Source organism: Kosakonia sp. S42 (assembly GCF_016624785.1).
GTDB lineage: Bacteria > Pseudomonadota > Gammaproteobacteria > Enterobacterales > Enterobacteriaceae > Kosakonia > Kosakonia cowanii.
Genome location: NZ_JACVTW010000045.1, coordinates 1 through 24,581 on the forward strand (window position 1 = coordinate 1; position 24,581 = coordinate 24,581).

22 protein-coding genes and 1 riboswitch are annotated in these 24,581 nt (G+C 57.2%); of the genes, 5 read left to right on the top strand and 17 right to left on the bottom strand.

The annotated features are described in order from the left end of the window. Positions 1 to 173 precede the first annotated feature (173 nt). The 11 genes from IAE50_RS23935 to IAE50_RS23985 all read right to left on the bottom strand — a co-directional run bounded on the left by IAE50_RS23935 (position 174) and on the right by IAE50_RS23985 (position 11,971). Positions 174 to 947 (bottom strand): ABC transporter ATP-binding protein, encoded by a 774-nt coding sequence (locus tag IAE50_RS23935; protein WP_200581502.1) that lies wholly within the window; start codon positions 945 to 947, stop codon positions 174 to 176. Positions 948 to 957: 10 nt separating this feature from the next. Continuing rightward, a complete protein-coding gene (locus IAE50_RS23940) occupies positions 958 to 1,821 on the bottom strand; it encodes an ABC transporter ATP-binding protein (RefSeq protein WP_200133819.1) in 864 nt (287 codons plus the stop codon). Further along, complete coding sequence (locus IAE50_RS23945; RefSeq protein WP_124967850.1) at positions 1,793 to 2,698, bottom strand: ABC transporter permease; 906 nt, start codon at positions 2,696 to 2,698, stop codon at positions 1,793 to 1,795. Before IAE50_RS23945 ends, IAE50_RS23940 begins: the two co-directional genes overlap by 29 nt. Then, positions 2,695 to 3,732 (bottom strand): ABC transporter permease, encoded by a 1,038-nt coding sequence (locus IAE50_RS23950; RefSeq protein WP_023478569.1) that lies wholly within the window; start codon positions 3,730 to 3,732, stop codon positions 2,695 to 2,697. Before IAE50_RS23950 ends, IAE50_RS23945 begins: the two co-directional genes overlap by 4 nt. Continuing rightward, a complete protein-coding gene (locus IAE50_RS23955; protein WP_200581503.1) occupies positions 3,729 to 5,357 on the bottom strand; it encodes an ABC transporter substrate-binding protein in 1,629 nt (542 codons plus the stop codon). The genes IAE50_RS23950 and IAE50_RS23955 overlap by 4 nt, the downstream gene beginning before the upstream one ends. Before the next feature lie 98 nt (positions 5,358 to 5,455). Next, positions 5,456 to 6,610 carry a mandelate racemase family protein gene (locus tag IAE50_RS23960; RefSeq protein WP_200581504.1) on the bottom strand — a complete coding sequence of 385 codons (1,155 nt, stop codon included), beginning with the start codon at positions 6,608 to 6,610 and terminating at the stop codon, positions 5,456 to 5,458. A gap of 227 nt (positions 6,611 to 6,837) precedes the next feature. Next, positions 6,838 to 7,890 carry a class I fructose-bisphosphate aldolase gene (fbaB, locus tag IAE50_RS23965; RefSeq protein WP_023478565.1) on the bottom strand — a complete coding sequence of 351 codons (1,053 nt, stop codon included), beginning with the start codon at positions 7,888 to 7,890 and terminating at the stop codon, positions 6,838 to 6,840. Positions 7,891 to 8,043: 153 nt separating this feature from the next. Continuing rightward, positions 8,044 to 8,844 carry a bifunctional hydroxymethylpyrimidine kinase/phosphomethylpyrimidine kinase gene (thiD, locus tag IAE50_RS23970; RefSeq protein WP_200581505.1) on the bottom strand — a complete coding sequence of 267 codons (801 nt, stop codon included), beginning with the start codon at positions 8,842 to 8,844 and terminating at the stop codon, positions 8,044 to 8,046. Further along, the gene (gene thiM, locus IAE50_RS23975; protein WP_200581506.1) at positions 8,844 to 9,626 is read right to left on the bottom strand and encodes a hydroxyethylthiazole kinase; all 783 of its coding nucleotides are present in this window, start codon (positions 9,624 to 9,626) and stop codon (positions 8,844 to 8,846) included. The genes thiD and thiM overlap by 1 nt, the downstream gene beginning before the upstream one ends. A 35-nt stretch (positions 9,627 to 9,661) precedes the next feature. Continuing rightward, a riboswitch (TPP riboswitch) is annotated at positions 9,662 to 9,758 on the bottom strand. A 76-nt stretch (positions 9,759 to 9,834) separates the two neighbouring features. Further along, positions 9,835 to 10,794 carry an Rpn family recombination-promoting nuclease/putative transposase gene (locus IAE50_RS23980; RefSeq protein WP_200133813.1) on the bottom strand — a complete coding sequence of 320 codons (960 nt, stop codon included), beginning with the start codon at positions 10,792 to 10,794 and terminating at the stop codon, positions 9,835 to 9,837. 103 nt (positions 10,795 to 10,897) lie between these two features. Next, positions 10,898 to 11,971 (bottom strand): LacI family DNA-binding transcriptional regulator, encoded by a 1,074-nt coding sequence (locus IAE50_RS23985; protein ID WP_023478571.1) that lies wholly within the window; start codon positions 11,969 to 11,971, stop codon positions 10,898 to 10,900. A 268-nt stretch (positions 11,972 to 12,239) separates the two neighbouring features. On the opposite strand from IAE50_RS23985, the gene IAE50_RS23990 reads away from it, so the two are divergent. Next, positions 12,240 to 13,505 (top strand): maltoporin, encoded by a 1,266-nt coding sequence (locus tag IAE50_RS23990; protein ID WP_076770147.1) that lies wholly within the window; start codon positions 12,240 to 12,242, stop codon positions 13,503 to 13,505. A gap of 142 nt (positions 13,506 to 13,647) precedes the next feature. Here the strand turns inward: IAE50_RS23990 and IAE50_RS23995 are convergent, their stop codons facing one another. From IAE50_RS23995 to IAE50_RS24020, 6 genes are all read right to left on the bottom strand, one after another. Continuing rightward, positions 13,648 to 13,959: a glucose PTS transporter subunit EIIB gene (locus IAE50_RS23995; RefSeq protein ID WP_139568212.1), complete on the bottom strand. Its 312-nt coding sequence runs from the start codon at positions 13,957 to 13,959 to the stop codon at positions 13,648 to 13,650. Positions 13,960 to 14,024: 65 nt separating this feature from the next. After that, entirely contained in the window at positions 14,025 to 16,082 is a 2,058-nt protein-coding gene (locus tag IAE50_RS24000) for a beta-galactosidase (protein WP_200581507.1), read from the bottom strand. A 30-nt stretch (positions 16,083 to 16,112) separates the two neighbouring features. Further along, complete coding sequence (locus tag IAE50_RS24005) at positions 16,113 to 17,300, bottom strand: arabinogalactan endo-beta-1,4-galactanase (RefSeq protein ID WP_023478558.1); 1,188 nt, start codon at positions 17,298 to 17,300, stop codon at positions 16,113 to 16,115. Positions 17,301 to 17,304: 4 nt separating this feature from the next. Beyond that, positions 17,305 to 18,156: a sugar ABC transporter permease gene (locus tag IAE50_RS24010; RefSeq protein ID WP_042716650.1), complete on the bottom strand. Its 852-nt coding sequence runs from the start codon at positions 18,154 to 18,156 to the stop codon at positions 17,305 to 17,307. Positions 18,157 to 18,165: 9 nt separating this feature from the next. Then, positions 18,166 to 19,473 carry a carbohydrate ABC transporter permease gene (locus tag IAE50_RS24015; RefSeq protein WP_200581508.1) on the bottom strand — a complete coding sequence of 436 codons (1,308 nt, stop codon included), beginning with the start codon at positions 19,471 to 19,473 and terminating at the stop codon, positions 18,166 to 18,168. A gap of 57 nt (positions 19,474 to 19,530) precedes the next feature. Further along, positions 19,531 to 20,766, bottom strand: a complete 1,236-nt coding sequence (locus IAE50_RS24020; RefSeq protein ID WP_200133808.1) for an extracellular solute-binding protein — start codon at positions 20,764 to 20,766, stop codon at positions 19,531 to 19,533. A 342-nt stretch (positions 20,767 to 21,108) separates the two neighbouring features. Here IAE50_RS24020 and IAE50_RS24025 point away from each other — a divergent pair, with 342 nt between their 5' ends. The 4 genes from IAE50_RS24025 to IAE50_RS24040 all read left to right on the top strand — a co-directional run bounded on the left by IAE50_RS24025 (position 21,109) and on the right by IAE50_RS24040 (position 24,354). Further along, positions 21,109 to 22,221, top strand: a complete 1,113-nt coding sequence (locus IAE50_RS24025) for an ABC transporter ATP-binding protein (protein ID WP_200581509.1) — start codon at positions 21,109 to 21,111, stop codon at positions 22,219 to 22,221. 149 nt (positions 22,222 to 22,370) lie between these two features. Then, positions 22,371 to 23,384 (top strand): zinc-binding alcohol dehydrogenase family protein, encoded by a 1,014-nt coding sequence (locus IAE50_RS24030; RefSeq protein WP_200581510.1) that lies wholly within the window; start codon positions 22,371 to 22,373, stop codon positions 23,382 to 23,384. Positions 23,385 to 23,580: 196 nt separating this feature from the next. Beyond that, on the top strand, positions 23,581 to 23,916 hold the full coding sequence (locus IAE50_RS24035; RefSeq protein WP_094421009.1) for an RcnB family protein: 336 nt from the start codon (positions 23,581 to 23,583) through the stop codon (positions 23,914 to 23,916). 12 nt (positions 23,917 to 23,928) lie between these two features. Further along, positions 23,929 to 24,354, top strand: coding sequence for a GNAT family N-acetyltransferase (locus tag IAE50_RS24040; RefSeq protein WP_094421011.1), 426 nt, complete (start codon positions 23,929 to 23,931; stop codon positions 24,352 to 24,354). Positions 24,355 to 24,581 lie beyond the last annotated feature (227 nt).

The window sequence follows — 24,581 nt, forward strand, 5'->3', positions numbered from 1 at the left end:
GCGGGGATTGATAAGGGGAGCGCGGCCGCTTCCCTTATCCCGTTCACCGCACCGGTGATAAAAATATTCCGCCACACGCCTGGTGAACGGAACCATTCCACCAATCCAACCCTAATGCCTGATGGCGCTACGCTTATCAGGCCTACGCCGTTTCAGGGGCTATATACCGGTGATCAATACGCAGCTACCTCGCGCGCCATCTCGCGGCTATATTGCTGGCTGGCATTCACCAGCATCCGCGTATAATCCGTTTGCGCCGCGCCGCTGACCAGTGCATCCACCGTTAAGGTTTCAAGGATTTTCCCATGCTGCATCACCGCCACCTTCTGGCAGAGATGGGCAATCACCCCCAAATCGTGCGTCACCATCAAATAGGTTAACTGCGACTCCTGATGCAGCGCCGCCAGCAGGTTGAGGATCTCCGCCTGCACCGAGACATCCAGCGCCGAGGTCGGCTCATCCAGCAGCAGCACCCGCGGCTCGAGAATCAGCGCCCGGGCAATCGCCACGCGCTGACGCTGTCCACCGGAGAGCTGATGCGGATAGCGCTCGCGAAAGGCGCGGCTTAAGCCAACTTTATCCAGCAGCGTGTTGATGCGCCGATCGCGATCGTTAATACCGTGGATTTGCAGCGGCTCTTCGAGAATATCGCCGATGGTATGCCGCGGATGCAGCGAACCATAAGGATCCTGAAACACCATCTGCACCAGTCGGCAGCGCGGCCGGCTGAGGCGCTTCTCCAGCCGCTGATCGTTAATCGCCAGCTCGCCCTCCCAGTGGGTAAACAGCCCCGCCAGGCACTTCAGCACCGTGGTTTTGCCCGATCCCGACTCGCCCACCAGGCCATAAATCTCCCCCGGCTGCACGGCAAACGTCACATCGCTCAGCACCTGGTTGCGCTTCTCCCCTTCGCCAAACGCCAGGTTCAGGTGGTTTACAGTAATCATATGGCTCTCCTCACTCGCCCAGCCAGCTGGCCTGACGCTGCAACACCGGCAGCACCGGGCGGCGGTTGTGAATCTCTGGCAGGGCGTGGATCAACCCCTGCGTATAGGGGTGCTGCGCGTTATCGAGATCTTTGGCAGCGATAGATTCCACCACGCGCCCGGCGTACATCACCAGCACGCGATCGCAGAAGCTGCGCACCAGGTTGATATCGTGGCTGATAAAAATCAGCCCCAGCCCGCGCGATTTCACCAGATCGTCCAGCAGCCCCAGCACCTGCAAACGCACCGACACATCGAGCGCGGAGGTCGGTTCATCGGCAATCACCAGCTCCGGGTCGGTGATCAGCATCATGGCGATCATGATGCGCTGCCCCTGTCCGCCGGAAATCTCGTGAGGATAGAGGTGATAGACCCGCTCCGGCTGGCGAATGCGCACCACATCAAGCATCTCCAGCACTTTGGCTTTCGCCGCCTTTTTCTGCCCCGGATGGTGAGTCAGCCAGGCCTCGGCAATCTGATCGCCGACGCACACCACCGGGTTCAGGGAGTACTTCGGGTCCTGCATAATCATCGAGATACGTTTACCGCGCACCTGGCGCATCTGCGCCTCGGTGACCTGTTGCAGATCGATATTGCCAAACTGCATGCGCTCGGCGGTGATCCGCGCTTTCGCCGGATGCAGGCGCAGCAGCGCACGCCCGACGGTGGATTTACCGGAGCCGGACTCGCCGACAATCGCCAGCTTCTCCTGGCCGAGGGTAAAAGAGACGCCGCGCACCGCGTGGGTGACCGCGCCTGCGTTGACGAAATCGACATGCAGGTTGCGCACATCGAGAAGCGGCGAGTTATTCGCTGCGGGGATCGAGGATGTCACGTAAGCCGTCTCCTAAGAAGTTGAACGCCAGGCTGTTGATCAAAATCGCCAGCCCCGGAATGGTCACTACCCACCAGCACTCCATCATGTAGGTGCGCCCGCTGGAGATCATCGCGCCCCACTCCGGGTCGGGCGGCTGCGCGCCGAGGCCGAGAAAACCCAGCCCGGCTGCGGTCAGAATGATGCCCGCCATATTCATGGTGATACGGATAATCACCGACGGCAGGCAGAGCGGCACAATGTGTCGCCACAGCACGCGCACCGGCGACGCGCCCTGCAAACGCACCGCAGAGATAAAATCGGCCTGGCGCAGCGACAGGGTTTCCGCCCGTGCCAGCCGCGCAATTGGCGGCCAGGCGGTAAGCGTAATGGCAATCACCACATGCTCAAGGCCGGGGCCGAGGGCGGCGACAAACGCCAGCGCCAGCACCAGGCTCGGAAAGGAGATAAAGATATCGGTGACGCGCATCAGCACCATATCGACTTTGCCGCCAAAGTAACCGGCGGTAACACCGAGCAGCAGGCCGAGCGGGCCGACGGTGACGGAGACCAGCAGCACGATATAGAGCGTAATGCGCGAGCCATAGACCAGCCGGCTGAAGATATCGCGCCCGAACTCATCGGTGCCGAACCAGTGGGCGGCACTCGGCGCGCTCAGGGCATTGTTGAGATCCATTACCAGCGGGTGGTAAGGGGCAATCAGCGGCGCGAAGATCGCCACAATCAACAGCAGCAGGATAATGCTGCCGCCAATAGCGGTGAGCGGGTTACGCGCCATTTTGCCAATAAACCCCGCCGTGCGCCCAAAGCCACGCCTGATGCGCTGGCTGCGCTCGCGGCGGGCGGCTGAAACAGGCGAATCAAATGAGACCGTCATGATTTCGTCCTCGGATCAAAGAGTTGATAGAGCATGTCGGAGAGCAGGTTCAGCAGCACAAAGATCACCCCTACCAGCAGCACGCAGCCCATCACCGCATTCATATCGCCGAGCAGCAGGCTGCCGGTGAGATAGGAGCCAAAACCGGGCCAGGAGAAGACCGTTTCGATCAACACCGCCCCTTCCAGCAGCGAGCCGTAGGCCAGCGCCACCACCGTTAACAGCTGAACAAGAATATTGCGGAAGGCGTGATTCCAGATCACCTGCCGCTCGGTCAGCCCTTTGACCCGCGCGGTGATGATGAACTCCTGCGAGAGCTGCGCCAGCATAAAGCTGCGCGTCATACGGCTAATGTAAGCCAGCGAGTGAAAGCCGAGCAGCGAAGCGGGCAGCACCAGGTGATTAAGCGCGTTCCAGAACACCTGGCCATTGCCCGCCAGCAGCGCATCGACGGTAATCAAGCCGGTGCGACGCGGCACCAGGCCATCCAGCCCGAGATCGAGCCGCCCGGCGCCGCCAACCCAGCCGAGCCAGGCGTAAAACAGCAGCAGCCCCATCATGCCGACCCAGAAAATCGGCGTTGAGTAACCGGCAAGGCTGATGATGCGCACCACGTAATCGGCCACGCTGTTGCGCCGTGCTGCCGCCAGCACGCCAAGAGGAATGCCCAGGCCAGCGCCGACGATAATGGCGAACGTCGCCAGCTCCAGCGTTGCCGGGAAGACGCGCAGAATATCGTCCAGCACCGGTTTGCCGGTCAGCAGCGCATTGCCCAAATTGCCGTGCAGCAGGTTGTTGAGGTAGATACCAAACTGCGTCATCAACGACTGATCAAAGCCGAGCTGGTGGTAAACCTGCTGATAAGTGCTGTGATCGGCATCGGGACCGACAATCGCCAGCACCGGATCGACCGGCATCACGCGGCCAATAAAGAAGGTCAGCAGCAGCAATCCGAACAGGGTGATCGCCACCTGGGTCAGGCGCGTCGAGACCCGCCGGGCCCGCGAGCCGGGTGCAAGCAGTAGCATACTCATGGTTTCTCTCCTTCAGCGCCGTCGCGTTTGTAGACTTCACGCAGAAAGGTGGTTGCCGATGGATGCGACTGGAAGTTTTTCACCTCATTGCGCACCACTACCGAATCGACCATTTGCGACAGCGGGATCAGCGCCGGGATCAGCTGGTCATAACGCACCTGAATTTGCTGATAATCCGCCTTCTGTTTGTTTGGATCCCGCTCCAGCAGGGCATGGTCGATCATCTCATTAAGCTGTTTGTCGTAGAAACTGGTGCGCCAGCCCTGGAAGTTGGTCAGCCGGGCTTCATCGCTGTTATCGGGGTTATAGACCAGCGCGCGCAGGCTGGAGTGCGGGTGCGGCTCAACGCCGCTGCCGCCGCGCCCGACCAGCATGTCGAACTTGCGCTCACGCATCGCGCCGTAGATCTGGTTACCAGTGCCGGTGATGATTTTGGCGTTGATGCCGGCCTGCATCAGCGTCGACTGCACGGCAATGGCGATATTGAGAAACGGCTGATCGGCCAGCACCCGCAGCGTGGTATCAAAGCCCTGCGGGTAGCCCGCTTCCGCCAGCAGCTTTTTGGCGCGCGGAATATCGAGCCGATAGCCGGGGTCCGGCAGCGTTGAGGGCATTCCCGCTTTAATCGGCCGCTGGTGCAGCACGCCGTAACCCGGCATCAGCGCATTGTTGATGCCCTGATAATCAATCAGATAGCGCACCGCTTCGCGCACCTTCGGGTTGGCGAAGTGTGGCTCTTTCATGCTCATCGCCACGTAGTAGACCGTGCCCTTTTGCACCGCCTCGACGGTAACATTCGGGTCTTTTCGCAACGCGTTGATATCCGATACCGCCATATTGTTGGCAATATCGAGATCCCCTTTCGCCAGCATCAGGCGCAGGGTTTGCGACTCCTGAAAATGGCGCAGCACCACGCGGCTCAGCTTCGGCTCTTCCCGCCAGTAGTGCGGGTTACGCTTCATGCGCAGCACATCTTTCGCCTGCCAGGTCTCGAGCATAAACGGCCCGGAGCCCGCTTCGTTGGTGGTCAGCCAGCGGTTACCCCAGTCGTTATTTACCGCATGCTGCTGCACGGTTTTGCTGTCGAGGACGCCCAGGTTGCCCAGCGCGCCGAGCGAGTAGAGCACCAGCTGCGGGTCGTTGGCTTTCGGCAGGGTGATTTTTACCGTGTAGGCATCCGGGGCGCTGATCTGCTGGTCGATATTCTTTTTGCTGAAACCGTAGGATTTCCACACCGATGCCTGCGCGAGGTTGAGGTTTAAAAGCCTGCGCATCGACCAGACCACATCTTCTGCGGTTAAAGGGTTGCCGGAGTGAAATTTCACGTCGTCGCGCAGGTGAAAGGTCAGGCTTTTGCCATCCGGGCTGACGCTCCAGCTTTTTGCCAGCGCCGGTTTTACGTTAGTCAGCTCGTTAGGGTCCAGCTCCACCAGCGAGTCGTAGAGATTGACCACGATGCCGACCACTTCATTGCCGGTCATCGCCGCCGGATCGAGGGTCAGCAGGTTGTTCATGTTCATGCCGATGATGAGCTGATCGGGCGGCGTTTTTGCCGCTGCCGCGCCGCTGCCCACCATCAACGAGAGCGCGAGTATGCACGCGCCCGCGAGGGAGTTTTTTTTCATCTATCTGTCGCCTGTAGGGTACGTTTTGCCGGCGGTGACAAGCACACAAACCGGCCCACGCGTCCCGAAAGTCAGTGCTCCCGGGTATTTTTTATTGTTCAGTCGTGGCTGACGGTGTTGGCTTCGATAAAGGCAAAGTTGATATCTTCCCCGAGTCCCGGGCGCTGCGGCAGATGCACAAAGCCCTCCTCATCCATCGGGTCGACGATGCTGTTGAGATAAGCGGCGGGCTGGTCGTAGTCGAGGAACGGGTGCAGCAGGCCGCGCTCATACCAGCGGCAGTTGCGGATCGCACCGATGACCGCAAGGCTTGCCGCACCGTTGCCGTGCACTTCGCAATCCATGCCGAAGGATTCGGCGAGGTTCGCCACTTTTAGCGTCGGTGAAATGCCGCCCACACCGTTTGCACCGGCGCGCAGGATGTCGCAGGCGCCCGCTTTAACCCAGTCAGCGCGGCTGTGGTGTTTTCCGCCAAGACTCTCCGGGCCGATGATCGGAATCGATAAGTTCTCCGCCAGCCAGGCGTAAGAGGACATGCTCTCCTCCTCCATCGGCTCTTCAAACCAGGCGAAGTTGAGCTTCTCCAGCTCTTTGCCAATCCACAACGCTTCGGTACGGCTGTACCAGTGGTAGCCATCAATCATCAGATCGATATCGGGCCCGACCACTTCACGCACCGCGGCGCAGGCTTTGATATCCATTTTCGGGTTCGGCGCGAACTTCACCGGCGGCATCCAGGTGTGCAGCTTGATCGCCTTATAGCCGCGCGCCACCAGCGTTTCGGCAAAAGCCGCGTACTCTTCCGGCGTGGAGAGACCGCCTTCGAGATCGTCGCCGCACATGGTGCTGCCGTACGCCGGGACTTTATCGCGGTAGCCGCCGAGCAGTTTATAGACCGGCATGTTGAGCTTGCGGCCAATCAAATCCCACAGCGCCTGCTCAACAAACGAGAGCGCGCGTTCGGTCAGCTGATGCGCGCTGCCGCGCTGCCAGTGCACCAGATCCTGCCAGATACGCTCGCGGTTAAAAGGATCCTGGCCGACCATCACTTTGCGGAAGAATGCGGTGAGCACAAACGGACGCACCACTTCCGGCGGGGCGAATGAGTAACCGGTGCTGCCGTCGTCTGCGGTGATGGTTAACATCGCCATCTTCGCCTGCGTCTCCGGCCCAGGATGGGAGTGCCCGGCGCTGTCAGAGACCCGTCGCGTGGGGTGCTGAAAGACGGTGACGTTTACAGATTCAATTTTCATTCCGTATCCTTGAGTTTTGAAAAGCTGTTTCAGAACAAAATATATGCACAAAACCTGGTCACATCCTCGGACAAATAGCGCTAAGCGGCGACCATTTTTTGGGCATGCGCACAAGGATGCGTGATACTTTTCACAAAAGGTTACGGAAATGTGATCGGAGTCCGTGGGGGAAAGACGCGCAGGAGAGAGAAAGCCCCCTTCCTGGCGGAAAGGGGCAACAACGACTATCAGGCGATGGTGATCTTCTCGTCGAGATAGACATCCTGTACGGCGTTAATTAGCTTCACGCCGTCGGCCATCGTTTTCTTGAACGCTTTACGCCCGAGGATCAACCCCATGCCGCCGGCACGTTTGTTGATCACCGCCGTGCGTACCGCCTCGGTGAGATCCGCCTCGCCGCCGGAAGCACCACCAGAGTTGATAAGCCCGGCGCGCCCCATATAGCAGTTGGCTAACTGGTAGCGCACCAGATCGATCGGGTTGTCGCTGGTGAGCTTGCTGTAGACGCGCTCATCGGTATAGCCGAATTTCACCGCGTTATAGCCGCCGTTATTCTCCGCCATCTTCTGCTTCACGATATCCGCGCCGATGGTGGCAGCAATGTGGTTTGCCTGGCCGGTGAGATCCGCTGAAACATGGTAATCGACGCCATCTTTCTTAAACGCGGAGTTGCGCAGGTAGGCCCACAGCACCGTCACCATGCCCAGTTCGTGAGCGCGCTCAAAGGCGGTGGAGATCTCTTCAATCTGCCGACGGGACTCCGGCGAGCCAAAGTAGATAGTCGCACCGACCGCTACCGCACCCATATTGAACGCCTGCTCGACGCTGGCGTAGTAGGTCTGATCATAGGTGGTCGGGTAGCTGAGGGTTTCGTTATGGTTGAGTTTCACGAGGAAGGGAATGCGGTGGGCATAACGGCGGGAGACCGAGGCCAGCACGCCATAGGTTGATGCCACACAGTTACAGCCCGCTTCAATCGCCAGCTCAACGATATTTTTCGGGTCAAAGTAGAGCGGGTTGGCGGCAAACGACGCGCCTGCCGAGTGCTCAATACCCTGATCGACCGGCAAAATGGAGAGATACCCCGTGCCTGCCAGCCGCCCGTGGTTGTAAAGGGTCTGCATGTTTCGCAACACCGCAGGCGGGCGGTTGTTGTCGATCATCACGCGGTCGACGTAGTCGTGTCCGGGCAGATAGAGCTGGTCGGCAGGAATGGTCATGCAACGGTGTTGCAGAAGGCTGTCGGCGTCTTTGCCAAGTAACTGCACAATATCAGTCATTACAATGCTCCCGTAAGCTTGCGCTTCGCGAATTGGATTGTCCTTACCCACCTTGCCTGGCGATGGGCAAACTAAGCCTGGTACTCTGGCGTCAGAATGTCCACCGCCCGGCATTTTTTCAGCTTATTCTGCTGGCACGTTTCGGTTTCTGATTTACCACCACTGATGGAAGTGGTGAACCGGGCCGATACCCTCTCCCACTTCAAGCGTATCGGCCTGTTCCAGCGCAGCGGTCAGCCACGTTTTCGCCTCTGCAACCGTTTCAGCCCAGCCGGTATGGCGCGGTCGCAGCGCCGCCAGCGCCGCCGAAAGCGTGCAGCCTGTACCGTGGGTGTTTTTTGTTGCAATGCGCACGGTGGTAAAGCGCTGTGCGCCGTCGCGAGTGAAGAGCCAGTCGGGGCTTTCGGCGTCGTCCAGATGACCACCCTTCATCAATACCGCCTCACAACCGAGCGCTAACAGGGCTTCGCCCTGCTCATGCATCTCGCGCTCGCTGCGCGCATGGGGCGCATCTAACAGCGCCGCCGCTTCCGGCAGATTGGGCGTGATAAGCGAAACCTGCGGCAGTAAATGCTGGCGCAGGGAGGCGACCGCCGCAGGCGATAACAGCGGATCGCCGCTTTTCGCCAGCATTACCGTATCCAGCACCACATTGCGCACCTGGTAATGGCGCAGACGCTCTGCCACCGCTTCGACAATGTCGGTTTCCGCCAGCATGCCGATTTTAGTCGTGTCGATGCGCACATCGCTCAGCACCGAGTCCAGCTGGGCGGCAACGAAATCAGGCTCGATTCGGTATACCGACTGCACGCCGCGAGTGTTTTGCGCCACCAGCGCGGTGATCACCGAACAGCCATAAGCGCCCAGCGCCGAAAAGGTTTTCAAATCCGCCTGGATCCCCGCGCCGCCGCTCGGGTCGGTGCCGGCAATGGTTAAGGCATTAATCCGTTTCATTACAATTCCTCCCCGTTCGTCGCCAGCGCATCAAGAAAAGCGGGGACGAAACTGCCAGGGCCAACGCTCTGCTTCACAGCCCGGCTGCCCGCCAGCTTCATGATTCGGCAGGCCGAGGCGACATTGAGCCGCCGCTCACCTGGTAAGGCGCAACAGGCGGCCACCACGGCCGAGAGCGCGCAGCCAGTGCCGACCACGCGCGTCATCAGCGGATCGCCGCCGCTGACGCTGAGGGTTTCTCTACCATCGGTGATGTAATCAATCTCACCGGTGACTGCGACCACTGCACCGGTCTGTTGCGCCAGCTGCTGCGCCGCGGGTAATGCTGCGAGCGCGCTGTCGGTGGTGTCGACGCCGCGCCCGCCGCCCGGCATACCGGCCAGGGCAAGGATTTCAGAAGCGTTGCCGCGGATGGCGGCCGGTCGAAGAGAGAGGAGTTGTTGGCAGAAACCCGTGCGAAAGGTGAGTGCGCCAACGGCAACCGGGTCGAGCGTCCAGGGGGTTTGCGCACGGTTGGCGCTCTCAATTGCGGCGTGCATTGCCTCAGCGCGTTCGCGCGTCAGCGTGCCGACATTGATAAGTAAAGCATCAGCGATGGCGCTGAACTGCTGCGCCTCTTCACGATCGATTACCATCGCCGGTGAGGCGCCGAGCGAGAGCAGCACGTTGGCGGTAAAGGTTTGCACGACATCATTTGTCATACAGTGAACAAGCGGGGAGTGTGTACGGAGTTGCTGTAACGCGTGTGCAGAGTGCACAGGATCAAGCAGGTCAGGTTGCATCTTTTTTGCTCCTGCCCGGCGTGAAGAAGGGATGCCGGGCAGGCATCTGACTTCCCTACGCTGGCATTATCCAGATCAGGTGGTACGGGTATTTCTCAGCCTTCACGCAGAAGGGCACCCCGAGTCATAACATCAATAAATTGTGGTGAAACCGTTCAGTAGCTTAATGCCAGCAGCGTCATGTGTAAATGCGCATTTGCCAGTGCACTCAGTGGCGAATCTGCGCCAGCTCCGCTTCGGTAAGCCCGGTCATGCTCATCACCGTGCTGCGATCGAGGCCGTTTTGCAGCATCGTCCGGGCGATGCGGAACGCCTCTTCTTTGCGTCCCTTCTCGATACCGCGCTGCTCGCCGATCTCAAGGCCTTGTTCAATTCCTTGCTCCCTGCCCCTTTGTTCAAGCTGCTGTGCAATTGTCATCAATTGGTCCTCATGCTGTGGCGCCTTTAACGCCAGTTCACGTACAAAGGCGTGCGCATCTGCTGTCTCGCCAGCGTACACCAGGTAGTTTATCAGCGAAGCTAATTGCTGTCGTGTGATGTGTTCGTTCACCAACAGCGTTGCTAGCTGGTCCAGAATTTCGCTTAAATCGCGCTGATGAATATGTTTTTGTAACAGCGTCAGCGCCGCCATGCTGCGGTGATTCATTATTTCGTTATCCGGGATCACCGAGACATCAATGAGCGGAAAACTGCTGCTGTATAGCTCTTGTGCGGTAGTTGGACTGACAAACAGCTCTAACCAGTTTGTTGACCAGGGATAAGGGGTGCGCTTTCCAGTATAAAAAAGCAGGGGAATAACTAACGGTAGCGATTTATGTCCGGCATCAAGGTGCCTTTGCATCGCGGCAATCGCGTAACGCATTAACCGAAACGCCATATGGCGATCGGGGGTGGATTGATGCTCAATGAGCACATGGATATACCCCTCCCCTGCGCGTGTTTTCAGGCTGTAGAGCACGTCGCTGTAATAAGCCCGCAGATTCTCTTCGACGAAACTGCCCGACTCCATTCTGAGCGTGCGTAAATCGCAGAGTGCCAGTAAATGCGCGGGCAGATGCAGTTCTATAAAATCCCTGGCCGTCGTCGGGTTGGTCAGAAATTGTTTGAATGCCGCATCGTGCGGCGTGGGGGTGCTCTTTGTTTTGCGTTGCGTGGTCGTATCGGACATCAAGGGTTTGCCTCCCTGGCTTACGTTATTTCCCTCTAAATATCACTAAAATCTTACCACGCCTAGCTGTGCTTTTTCTGAAAAAATTAATTACCTTTTCCTGTTATTTCATCAACTTATGAGCAATAACCTGCAATTGTTGGGCGATCTCCTGCAGGTTAGCGCTCTGCTCCTGCAATGCGCCGGTAGAGTGACGCACAATCAGCCGCGCAGGCAGCACGGATGAACTACGGGCGGCGTCGCCGTGGCCGCTGTCGAGCAGACGACGCACCGCCTCTTTGCCCTGCAAATCAAGATCCAGAGAAACGGTGGTTAACGACGGGTGGAAGAAGGAGCTTTCATAGGTGTCGTCGTAACCGATCACCGATTTCTCGCCGGGGATGGCGATCTGATGTTGATGAAACGCGCTCAACACGCCCAGTGCCATCTGATCGTTGCCGACCAGTACGGCGGTAAAGTTGGGCGTTTCGCGCAGCATCTGCAGTGCACCTGCATAGCCGCTCTGCGCATCCCAGTTGCCGTGAAATACCTTCACCGGTTTCAGGCCGTAGCTATCAAGGGTATCAACCCAACTTTTCAGCCGCAGCTTTGCCGAGACGGAGCTTTCAGGCCCCGCCAACAGCGCGATATCGCGGTGGCCCAGATCGTAGAGATGTTTGACGCTCGCACGGGTACCGTCCGCCGGATTAAAGGAGACGTTAAACACCGAGCTATAAGGGTCAACGTCGAGGAACAGGCAAACAATGTCATCATTGTCAGCCGCGATACGCTGGGCTTCATCGGTCTCCAGCGGCACGTTAATGATCACCTTATCGACCAGCTGCGACTTCAGTTCGTTGATCGCCGACTGGATATCATGATTGACGTTCTCATCAATCATTGAGATCAGCACCTGGTATCCGTCGAGATTGGCATAGCGTTTTACCGCCGCCGCCACCTGTGAAGGGGCATGCAACGCCAGCGAGGTGGTGACAAGTCCAAGGGTCTGACTCTGCTTACCGACCAGCTGTTGCGCCAGCCGGTTCGGCACATAACGCAGCAACTCTATCGCTTTCTCAACCTTGAGACGCGTGGCTTCGGATACATTGGCAGATTTATTGAGTACCCTGGACACGGTCTGATAGGAGACACCCGCATGGCGGGCAACGTCTTCCAACGTCGCGCTTTTAGACTTCATGGTCCGGTTCCTTATGTTGTTATGCGCCAATTGTAACAGGGCAGATCAAAAAAAACGCTCACCGCTCATTTCATCGCCGCTTTAGCCACCAATAAGTATCACGCTCACAATACGCATAAATGTGAACGAATTCTCCACCTGTAACAAAAATCGCTGATTTATTTGCAGTTAATCACACATTTTAGATCCTCAGTTTGCCTGTTTTTACAATTAAGCATTTTATGACTGCGATTATGTGAACGTAATACAAAACAATAAGAGGAACACGATGAAGACTCCACTACGCACACTCTCTCTTGCGTTAGCCGCTGCGCTGACCTCAACCTCGCTGATGGCGGCCACCTCGGTACCCATCGATTTTCACGGCTACCTGCGCGGCGGCGTGGGCGTGTCGGGCGATGGCGGCCAGGTGGAGTGGCAGAAAAATAAGATTGGTCGTCTGGGCAATGAATCTGACACCTACGGCGAGCTTGAACTGGGCTCGGAAGTCTACAAAAAAGATGACGTCAGCTTTTACCTCGACAGCATGGTCAGCATGGTGTCCGATGGCTCCAACGATAACGAGACCACTATCGGCGACGATGCTCAGTTCGGCTTACGCCAGCTGAACCTGCAGATCAAAGGGCTGATCCCCAACGATCCCAACGCGGTGATCTGGGGCGGTAAACGCTACTATCAGCGCCACGATCTGCACATTATCGATACCAAATACTGGAATATCTCCGGCTCCGGCGCGGGGATCGAAAACTACACCTTCGGGCCGGGCGCCGTCTCTTTTGCGTGGATCCGCGGCGATGCCAATGACGTGGATTACCGCGTTGATAACGACAATGACGTCAATATCAACTATCTCGACTTGCGTTATGCCGGCTGGAAACCGTGGGCGGGCGCGTGGACGGAGTTTGGCATTGATTACGCCATGCCGAATCCCACCAAAAAGCAGAAGGCCTACGGCGGGTTGTATGACGCGGATGATGGCGTAATGCTGACCGGTGAAATCAGCCAGGATATGCTCGGCGGCTATAACAAACTGGTGTTGCAGTACGCCAACAAAGGGCTGGCGCAGAATATGGTGTCGCAGGGCGGCGGCTGGTACGACATGTGGAACTATGTCAACGACGCTACCGGCTATCGCGTGATCAACACCGGGCTTATCCCAATCACCGACCGCTTCTCCTTTAACCATGTATTGACCTACGGCGCCGCCGAAGATACCACTGCGTTTACCGACAAATCCCGTCTGGTGTCGCTGGTTGGCCGTGCGCAGTATCAGTTCACCGAATATGTGCGTCTGATTGGTGAAGTGGGCGGCTTTTACCAGAAGGATAACTACAAAAACGGCACCAACTATAAGCAGAGCGGCGAGAAGTACACTATCGCACTGGGTCTTGCTGACGGTGCCGATTTTATGTCGCGTCCGGAGCTGCGCCTCTTCGCCTCTTATTTAAATGACTCTGAAGATGGCAAAGCATTTGAAGATGGCACCAAAAATAACACCTGGAACTTTGGTGTGCAGGTGGAAGCCTGGTGGTAAATAAGTGCGATATTTTTTTCGCCTTTATTAACCCACTCTGTTAGTAAAATCGTTATTTATCTCTGAGCCTTGCAGGTTTATATTGCCACTGCGTTCGTTATTGTTTATTTGGGATACCCATTCGGGTATCCCTTTTTTATTACTAACGAGCTGAGAAACGCTCATCGAGTAATTTACGCAGTGCGTCAGATTGCTTGCCAAAAATAGCATGTACCTGTTGGCCGAGAATAATGACGCCCAGCGCGCCCTCATCCTGTAGCGCCTGCGAATCGACCCGGGTTAACTCTTTCACCGTGACGCGCAGGCGTGTCAGGCAGGCATCAACCTGTTCAATATTTGCCTCACCGCCAAACGCCGCGGCCAGTCGCTCAATTTTCAACACCTCAGCGTCGCTGAGCGGGGTGGCCGGTTTGGCCTCAGAGAAGTAATGCAGGAAGGATTTAAGGCTTACCATTGCAGGGCTCCGTAATCAGCAGATAAAAAAACGCCTGCCCGGATGGGCAGGCGCGCAGAGTGGGCTTACGCGTCGCGGCGAACGACGCGGCAATCCCAGGGTTTGAGCACCAGCGCACCGCTGACGGAGGCGTCGCTCAGGCAGTCGTGATAACCCGGCGGCAGCGTGATGCTCTGCTGCTGCGCGGTGAAGTTCTGAATAAAGACAAACGCCTGTTCACCATCTTCCCGCGCGGTCGCCACCACGCCCGGCGGTAGCTCAACGTTAAGCGCACGCGGCAGCGATAGCGTGTCGATGAGATTGGCGAAGAAGTCCCGCTGGAAGGCGAGATCGTTACGCGAGGCGACATGCCAGGCTTTGCCCTTGCCGAAGGCGTTGACCGTGACCGCCGGACGACCGGCATAGAAATCATCCCGGTAGGTTGCCAGCGGCTGCGCGCCCTCGAGCTGAATCAGCTCGCAGAGATGGCGCACCTGATACGGCCCCTGTAAGCCCGCTTCGTTGCCCGCCAGCCCCTGCACCAGGTTGCGTTCCTGGTCGTCGAGACAGTCGATCTCCTCCGCCCAGATGCCGAGCAAGTTGCGCAGCGGACCGGGGAAACCGCCCAGATGGCAGAGATCGCTCTCATTGACCACGCCGCTCCAGTAGGACGTGACCAGATGACCGCCGCTGGCGACAAAAGTCTCGGCGCGTTCAGCGAAGCCGTCGCGCACCATGTAGAGCATCGGGGCGATAACTAAATGGTAGCGGCTGAGATCGGCATCGGCATTAATCACATCCACCGCCACGCCCTTCTCCCAGAAGGGGCGGTAGTGTTCGTTAACCGTCTTCTCATACTCCATGCCTTTGTTGCGCGGCCCCTGCGCATCATCCAGCGCCCAGCGGTTCTGCTGGTCGAAGATGATCGCCACCCGCGCCTCGGTGCGACAACCCATGACCGGGGTCAGCTTGCTGAGCATCTCGCCGAGGGCGGAGACTTCACGGCCAACGCGGGTATCAAGATGGCCGACATGATCAATCACCGCGCCGTGGAACTTCTCCACCGAGCCACGGCTTTTGCGCCACTGGAAGTACTGCACCGAATCGGCGCCGTGCGCCACCGCCTGCAAAGAGGAGAGAATATGCATACCCGGCTTTTTCAGCTTGCTGGTTGGCTGCCAGTTAGTGACGCTTGGCGTCGACTCCATCAGCACGAAGGGCTTGCCGCCTTTCAGGGTGCGCATCATGTCGTGATACATGGCGGTGTAGCAGGCGAGCTGGGTTTCATCTTTATCGCGGTGCCACATCGGGTAGCTGTCCCAGGAGATAAAGTCGATCGCCTCCGCAAGCTGCCAGTAGTCGTAGTCGTAGAAGTACTCCATAAAGTTGGTGGTCACCGGCAGCGCCGCGTTGGCGGCCTTCAGCGGGGCAACTTCATGGCGGCAGAAGTCGGTCACCTGGGCGGTGTTAAAACGCCGCCAGTCGAGATTAAGACCATGAATGGAGACTTCGCCCTGCGGCGCAGGGGACTCGATTTGCGACCAGTCGCTGTAGGTGTGGCTCCAGAAGTCGCTCCACCAGGCGTGGTTCAGCGCCTCCAGTGTCTGGTAGCGCGCCTTCAGCCAGTCGCGGAACTTCTGCTGGCATAAATCGCAGTGGCACTCGCCGCCATACTCGTTGGAGATATGCCAGCCGAGCACCGCCGGATGCTGCCCGTAACGCTCCGCCAGCAGCGTATTGATCTTCAGCGTCTTTTCACGGTAGATCGGCGAAGTCATACAGTGGTTGTGGCGACCGCCATGCAGCGCGGGCACGCGATCGCGCCCGACGCGCAGCACTTGCGGGTATTTTTGCGACATCCATGCCGGACGCGCACCGCTCGGCGTGGCGAGAAATATATGGATACCGGCGGCATATAATTTTTCTATGACCTCATCGAGCCAGGCGAAATTAAATACCCCCTCCTGCGGCTCGAGTTTCGACCAGCTAAATATTCCGACCGACATCACATTACATTTTGCCTGCTGCATCATGGCAATATCGCTATCGATAATACCGGGATAGTTTTCCCACTGCTCCGGGTTATAGTCCGCGCCATGCAATAGCGAGACGACCTTCGGGCTTAAAGGCGCAAATTTATTCATTATTCATTCCTGAAATTTACAACACGATAATTAATTAAAGACTTTCACCGACGGCAGCACTTTTCCCTGGCAATCAAACAGCGCCTGGTTTTCTCGCGCATTGCCCTCTTTCCAGTGGTCATTGATATATTTCATACCGGCGGGCGTGGCCCAGCCGTTGCCCGGCACGGCAATCCAGGTCGGTTCCCAGTAGAAAATGCCCTTGCCGCGCTGGCCCTGCACATTAATGACCGACTGCATTAAATCGTGCACATAGTCATACTGCCCCTGCACCGTCGCCGGGTAGCCGCCCGCTTTCTCCTCTTTCGCCTGGAAGCTGTTCTCGGCGTTATCGCAGTTCGCCAGCGTATAGGCGTAGGCCGCTTCGACGACAATGACATCTTTGTTGTAGCGCTTGCTGATGTCATCCATATTGGCCTGCAGGGCGCTGATTGGCCCGTTCCAGTAGGTGTACATCGACAGGCCAATCACATCGAAAGGCACGTTGCGTTTGGTTATCTCATCAAACCACCAGCGGAAGGTGTCATTTTTGGTGCCTTCGGCGAGGTGCAGCATGATCTTCACCTGCTCGCCGTTATTCAGGTTCTCTTTGACCCCATCGATTCCGGCCGTGAGCAGCCCGGCCAGCCGGTCAAACTCGCCGCCGCCCTGCCCCCAGCTTTTGCCCTCCGGCCAGAGCATGCCGCCGTTGATCTCATTGCCGATCTGCACCATATCCGGCAGCACGCCCGCCTGCTTAAACTGCGCAATCGTGTCTCGGGTATAGTCATGCACCCGGCTTTTCAACTGCGGATAATCGAGCTTCTCCCAGGCTTTCGGCTTGAACTGCTTGCCCGGATCGGTCCAGAAATCGCTGTAGTGCAGATCGAGCAGCAGCTTCATGCCCTGCGCTTTTGCCCGCTTCGCCAGCGCAAGGGTGGTGGCGAGATCGTTATCGCCGCCGCCGTAGGCATTGCCCTGCGCATCTTTCGGATCGACCCACAGCCGCAGGCGCACATAGTTGACGCCGTTGGCTTTCAGGATAGCCAGCGCATCCTGCGGCTGGTTTTTGTCGTTATAGAATTTCGCCCCGTGCTTTTCCGCATCGAGCAGCGTGGAGATATCCGCCCCTTTAATAAAGTCGGCGGGCATTTGGGTAAACGGGCGCGTGGTCACTGCGCTGGCAGAAAAACTGGCAGCGAGGCATACCGCCAGCAGAGCGGGAGTCAGTCTTTTCATATGCTTATCCTTTTGTACTGCCGGAGGTGAGGCCGGAGACGAAGTATTTTTGTAACGCCAGGTAGAGGATCGCCACCGGCACCGCAATCAGCACCGCACCTGCGGCGTAAGTGGTGTAGCTGGCACCCATTTTTTGCGCCACCAGGTTATAGAGCCCAATCGGCAGCGTGTATTTATCCGGCGTGCGCAAAATGGTGCTTGAGAGGATGAAATCCCCGAGCGGGCCGGTGAAGGAGAAGAGCGCCACTACCGCGATAATCGGTTTCGACAGCGGCAGGATGATCTCAATAAAGATGCGGAAGTTGCTGGCACCATCCATGCGCGCAGACTCATCAAGATCGCGCGGAATGGCATCCAGATAGCCCTTCATCAGGTAGGTGTTCATCGGGATCATCCCGGCAACGTAGATCAGCACCAGCGCCATATGGCTGTTGATAAGCCCGAGCAGCTGCGAGAGAACGAAAATCGCAATCAGCGCCGAGAACTGCGGGATCATCTGTAACAGTAAAAAGAGCATCAGCCCGTTCTGGCGCCCTTTAAAGCGAAAGCGCGAAAAGGCGTAGGCGGTAAAGCTGACGCTGATTAAGGTCAGGATCATCGTCAGCAGGCTGATCTTCATCGAGTTCCAGTACCAGGTGAGGTAGTTCACCTGACCGTTAAAGAGATCGGCATAGTGCTGGAACGAGAGGTTTTCCGGGATGATCGAGGTGCTGAGCAGGCTGTTGCCGGCATTGAGCGACGCGCCAATCGTCCACACCAGCGGGTAGATAATTGTCAGCGACACCGCTGCTATCACCAGCCAGGAGAGTGTCAGGCGAATAACCTTCTCGCGGCGAATACTTTGTGATTGAGCCATTTTCTTCCCTTATGCCATGTCGTCGTTTTTGAACGATTTGGTGGCGCGGAACTGCCACAACGCCAGGCCGACGACAAAAATCGACAGCAGGATGGTGATGGTGGCCGCGATGGCGTACTGCGATGAGGACATCGTCAGCTTATAGATCCACGACACCAGAATGTCGGTACCGCCCGCGTTCGCGCCAGCCACCGCCGGTCCGCCGTTGTTAAACAAGTAGATGATGTTGAAGTTGTTAAAGTTGAAGGTGTATTGCGTGATGATGATCGGCGCAATCGAGTAGAGCACCAGCGGCAGCGTAATAGTGCGCAGCCGGGTAAAGGTGCCCGCGCCATCCATCTTCGCCGCTTCATACAAATCGTCGGGAATCGCCTGCAATACGCCGGTGGTCATGGCAAAGACAAACGGGAAACCGAGCCAGGTCTGCATCATGATCAGCGCGGTTTTGGTCCAGAAGGGATCCGTCAGCCACGGTTTCGGGTCGATGCCGAAAAAGGCGAGGATCGCATTGTTAATGACGCCAAAGGAGTCGTTAAACATCCCGGCGAAAACCAGAATAGTGACAAAGCCCGGTACTGCCCACGGCAGGATAAAAATGGTGCGTATCAGCGGCTTAAAGCGCAGATCTTTCTGGTTCACCAGGATCGCCAGCAGCACGCCGACGCTGCACTGTAAGGTGGTCGCCAGCAGCGTCCACACCACCGTCCATTGCAGCACGTCAAAGAAGGTTGAGCGCCAGATCGACAGGGTAAAAATATTGATGAAGTTCTTTAACCCGACCCAGTCGACCAGTTTAGCGGGCGGCGTGTGGTAGAGGTTGTAATTGGTAAAGGCGATGGCGAAGCCGAAGAGGATCGGGAAAATCACCACGAACACCAGCAGGATAAAGCCCGGGCTGATCATCAGGTAGGGAAAGCCGTCGCTGAGCAGCATCTGGTACTGTTTGCGCACGCTGTTAAGCGGCTTACCGGCGTCGCGTTTTTTACCATTCAGCCACGCGTCGCGCATTGAGAGTCCCCACACCATCAGGCCAAAGGCGATAATCAGCACGCTGATGATCCCTTCTGCCAGCAGGAAGATGGAGTTATCGCGCGGCACCTCTTCGCCAAGGGTGTATAACCCCCACAGCCCTTCGCGCAAAAAATCAGAGAAGATGCCGGTAAAACTCGCCAGCAGCACAAGAAAGATAAGGCCTTTCAGCCACTGGCGATGGTAGAACTGGCCAAAGCCCGGCACGATGGCCAACAGCAGCCCGCACCACGCGTGACGCCCTGCGCCGGGCGCTTTGGCAAAATGTTCGCTGGGACTGATAATCACGTACGACTCCTTTTCGACAACGGGAGGTCCCCCTCCCGTCTCTGTACCAACACGCGGTTACTGGTTACTGGCCTGCATCGCTTCGACCTGCATCTGGATCTGCTTAGCAGCGGCATCCAGCGCCGCCTGCGGTGCCTGTTTACCGGTCAGGCTCAGCTCCAGCGCAGCGTTTGCCGGGCCCCACACTTCCCCCATCTCCGGAATGCCCGGCATCGCGGTTGCGCGGGCGGCCTGCACCGCGACGGCGCTCGCTTTCTCGTCGTTTTTAATCACTGGATCGTCAATCATCGCTTTCTGCGCCGGGATTTCACGCGTGGCGATATAGCGCGTCTTCACGTACTGCGGCTGGTTGATAAATTCGATAAATTGCTGCGCCAGCGCTTTGTCTTTGCTCCAGGTCGAGACGACATAGCCTTTCACGCCGAGGAAGGAGCTCATCGGTTTGCCATCCGGCAGGTTCGGCAGCGGCGCAACGCCGTAGTTGATACCGGCAGCTTCATAGGGCTGGAACGCCCATGGGCCATTAATCACCGCCGCCGCTTTTTTCTCGGTAAACAGCGAATCGATGGCGTTAAGCCCGTTATCGCCAAGGATCCCCGACGGGAATACCCCCTCGGCATAGAAGTTTTTCAGGAAGGTAACGGCTTCTACCGCGCCGGGTTTATTCAGACCGATATCCTGCGGGTTATAGCCGCCTTTGTCGTTTTTACCGAACAGATAGCCGCCCATCGGGCCAATCGCGCCCCAGCTGTAGTAAATCTGATCGAACTTCGCCAGCAGGCCATATTTGTTCTGCGCGCGCTGTTTTTTCGAGTAGTCGAGCCACTCCGGCAGGCTTTGCAGCGGCTTGTCGATAAGATCTTTGTTGTAGATCAGCACCAGCGTCTCTACCGCTTTCGGCACGCCATACAGGGTGTTGTCGAGGCGGAAGGCGTTGATGGAGGCAGGCGTAAAGGCGTCAACCTTTTCTTTGTCCAGATTCAGGGGAGTCAGCAGGCCTTGCACAACCGCGCCGCCCAACTGATCATTGGGGATCACCAGCACATCCGGGCCGATGCCCGCCGGGCCATCGAGACGGAGTTTCTCCAGCTGCTGGGCGTAGGGCATCTCCTGCACGTTAACTTTGACGTTATATTTCTGCTCAAAATCGCGCACCGCATCCTGGATGCCGGACGATTTTTTGATGTCTTCCCAGACATTGAGTTGCTGTGCGGCGGCATGCGCCTGCAAGCCGACAAGCTGCCCGGCGGCAAGCGTTGTCAAAATCAGTGCGGTAAGGGTCTTCTTTTTCATTATCAACCTCATGTCAAGGTATAACAATTTCATGGTTTTTATGGCGCATCATCAGGTCAATGCTCTGGCAAACCACCTGATATTGCAGGGCTTAAGACGTATTCACTCGCCTTATCGGATTTGTTATACGCTACGCTTTACGCACTGATAAAACGAGAATAAACGTTGCGTTATGTGACCGATGTTACAGAAATGAAAATTGAGTATAGGGCGCTAAATCCGTGGAAGTTATAGTCAGGCCATGATTTTTCGCCGTTGAGCAGCACTGTCTCCTGATTGTTATACGTAAAACAAAACAGCTGACAAACGGCCAGTAACGGCTATTACATTCGGGGAACGTTGATGTCCAATATACGACTGAGAAATGTCACCAAACGGTTTGGCGACACGGTGACGCTGAACAATGTCAATCTGTCGATTGATGACGGCGAATTTGCGGTGTTTGTCGGCCCCTCGGGCTGCGGGAAATCCACCATGCTGCGCATGATTGCCGGGCTGGAAGAGGTGAGCGAAGGCGAAGTGCTGATTGGCGATGAAGTGATGAACGATGTCGCGCCCGCCCATCGCGGTGTCTCAATGGTGTTCCAGTCCTATGCGCTCTACCCCCATATGACCGTGGCGGAGAACATGGGCTACGGGCTGAAAGTGAACAAAGTGCCGAAAGAGGAGATCCGCCGCCAGGTGGAGATGGTGGCGAAGACCCTGCAACTGAGCCACCTGCTGGATCGCAAACCGAAGCAGCTCTCCGGCGGCCAGCGCCAGCGCGTCGCCATCGGCCGCGCGATTGTGCGTAACCCGCGCGTCTTTATGTTCGATGAACCCCTCTCTAACCTTGATGCCGAGCTGCGCGTCGAGATGCGGCTGCATATCGCCCGCCTGCACCAGGAGCTGAAAACCACCATGGTCTATGTTACCCATGACCAGGTTGAGGCGATGACGCTGGCGGACAAAATCGTAGTGATGAATTACGGCAACGTTGAGCAGATGGGCTCACCGATGTCGCTCTACTACAACCCGAAAAACAAGTTTGTCGCCGGTTTTATCGGCTCGCCAAAGATGAACTTCCTCCCAGCAACGGTAAGCCAGTGGCAGCCTGGTGAAGTCACTATTACCCTTGCTCAGGGCCACCAGCTGACGCTCGGCATCACCACTTCACCGCTGGAGGTGGGCGCGCCCATTACGCTCGGTATTCGCCCGGAGCACCTCGCAACAGAGATGACGGGCGGCGTGCCCCTTGAGTTCCAGTGCGAAGTGGTAGAGCGGCTGGGCAACAACACCTATCTGTTTGGTCAATGCTACGGCCACGACAATATTAAAATCCTGCTGCCGGGCGATGTGCATTTCCGCCCGTGGCAGAAGATCGCCCTCGCCTTCGATAGCCGCCACTGCATGATCTTTGATGAGCAGGATCAGCGCGTCAGCGCCGATATCCCGGTGCCCAACCACGATATGTAACTTCCAGGCCGGAGAAGGCGTAACCGCCATCCGGCACTGCATTTTCACTCGAGAACGATAAGTGCTGCTCCATTTTGCTGGTTTTTCATCAAAGCAACGTTGTCTACCCTTACCGGTAGTGATGAAAACCCAACAAAACGGAGCCTGTTATGAAAGCCATCGCCATTACCCGCGCCGCCGCTGGCGGCAGCAACCTTGATGCCCTCACCGATATTGACCTGCCGCAACCGCAAGCCAGCGGACACGATCTGCTGGTGGAAGTGAAAGCCATCTCCGTGAACCCGGTGGATACCAAAGTGCGTGCCGGTTTTAATGCTGATACGCCGCGCGTGCTCGGCTGGGACGCGGTAGGCGTAGTGAAAGAGGTCGGCGAGTCGGTCACCCTGTTTCAGCCGGGCGATGAAGTGTGGTACGCCGGGGCACTAACCCGCCCGGGGAGCAACAGCGAATATCAGCTGGTTGATGAGCGTATTGTGGCGCGTAAACCCGCTTCCCTTGATAACGCCTCTGCCGCCGCCCTGCCCCTGACAGCCATTACCGCCTGGGAGCTGCTGTTTGACCGCCTCGGCGTAAAAGAAAGTGGCAACGACGGTGATGTGCTGCTGATTGTCGGCGCAGCGGGCGGTGTCGGTTCGATTCTGACGCAGCTGACACGCCAGCTCACCCATATGACGGTGATCGGCACCGCATCACGCCCTGCCAGCCAACAGTGGGTGAAAGAGCGCGGCGCGCACCATGTGATTGACCACAGCAAGCCGCTCACCGAAGAGCTGGCGCGGATCGGCATCAAAGAGGTGACGCACGTCGCCAGCCTGACCAATACGCAGGATCACTATCAGCAGCTGATTAACGCGCTTAAACCGCAGGGCAAGCTGGCGCTGATTGACGATCCCGACAGCCTGGATGCAATGCCGCTGAAAGCGAAGAGCCTGTCGCTGCACTGGGAGTTTATGTTTACCCGCTCGATGTTCACCACTGACGATATGATTGCCCAGCATCAGTTGCTGACGCGGGTTGCGGAGTTGATCGACAGCGGCGTGCTGAAAACCACGCTGGGCGAGCACGGCGGTGCCATCACCGCAGCTAACCTGCGTAAGGCTCATGCGCTGCTTGAGAGCCAGCGCGCGGTGGGCAAAATCGTGCTGGAGGGGTTTGCGGGCTGATCCTGCCAGGATTACTCCCAAACCTGCCGGGCGGAGAGCGAAATTGTTTCTCCGCCCGCACTGCTTTTTCCTGGGTTTGCTTACACTTTTTACCAAAGCGTTATTTTTTGCTGGTTGCTCCGCTGTCTGTAAACGGCAATGATGTCGTGCTATTTATGCAACTACGTGAAATGTATAAGAACAACCTGGAGAGAGTATGCGTAAAACAAAAATGATGCTTCTGGGTGCGCTGCTGGCGACGGCTTCAGTAACCTATGCTGAAACGCCGCCCGCGACGCCGCCTGCAAGCGGCACACAGTCATTTGAAGTGAAAGAGTTTGTTGCCGACTTTACCAAATTCACCATTGGCGACACGGTGCCGGAGATGTACCGCAGCGACGATTACAACATTAAGCAGTGGAAGTTACGTAACCTTCCCGCGCCGGATGCCGGTAGCCACTGGACCTACATGGGCGGCAACTATGTGTTGATCACCGATGCCGACGGCAAAATCCTCAAAGCCTACAATGGCGACATTTTCTATCATCGTTAACCGGGAGCGCCTGTGATTATCCGCCGCTGGCAGGAGAGTGACAGGCCGTTTCTGCGTACCCTGTATCTGCATGCCCGTAAAGAAGCCTGGACCTGGCTGGATAGCCGCGACTGGGCTCTGGAAGATTTTGACTCCGCGACGCTGGGCGAGGTGATCTGGGTGGCGGAAGAGGACGGGCACCGGATGGGGTTCGCATCGGTCCTGGAGAACGATAACTTCCTGCATAATTTGTTTATCGACCCTGCGTTTCAGGGAAAAGGCGTGGGCAGCGCGCTGCTTGAGCATGTGCAGAGTACCTTTAGCAGCACCGGCGCGCTAAAGTGTTTGCTGCGCAATAAAACAGCGCTCGACTTTTATCAGCGCCACGGCTGGCGCGTTGAGGCCAAAGGCGTCTCCCCGCAAGGGGATTATGTGCTGATGCACTATGTGTTGAAGTAGGTTTTGTCATTTCGTAGGCCTGATAAGGCGAAGCCGCCATCAGGCAATCGATGCCGCGAACATAATGCCGGATGGCGCGTAAACGCTTATCCGGCCTACGCGGTTTCAGCAGCAACAATTTTTCAGTGGACGCCCATCTTACAGCGAGGGGTTGTGTCCCCGCTGAAATCGGCGAGCCGAAGCGGGAATGACAAGGTCTGGACGCCATGGATGGCGGACAGAGGCGA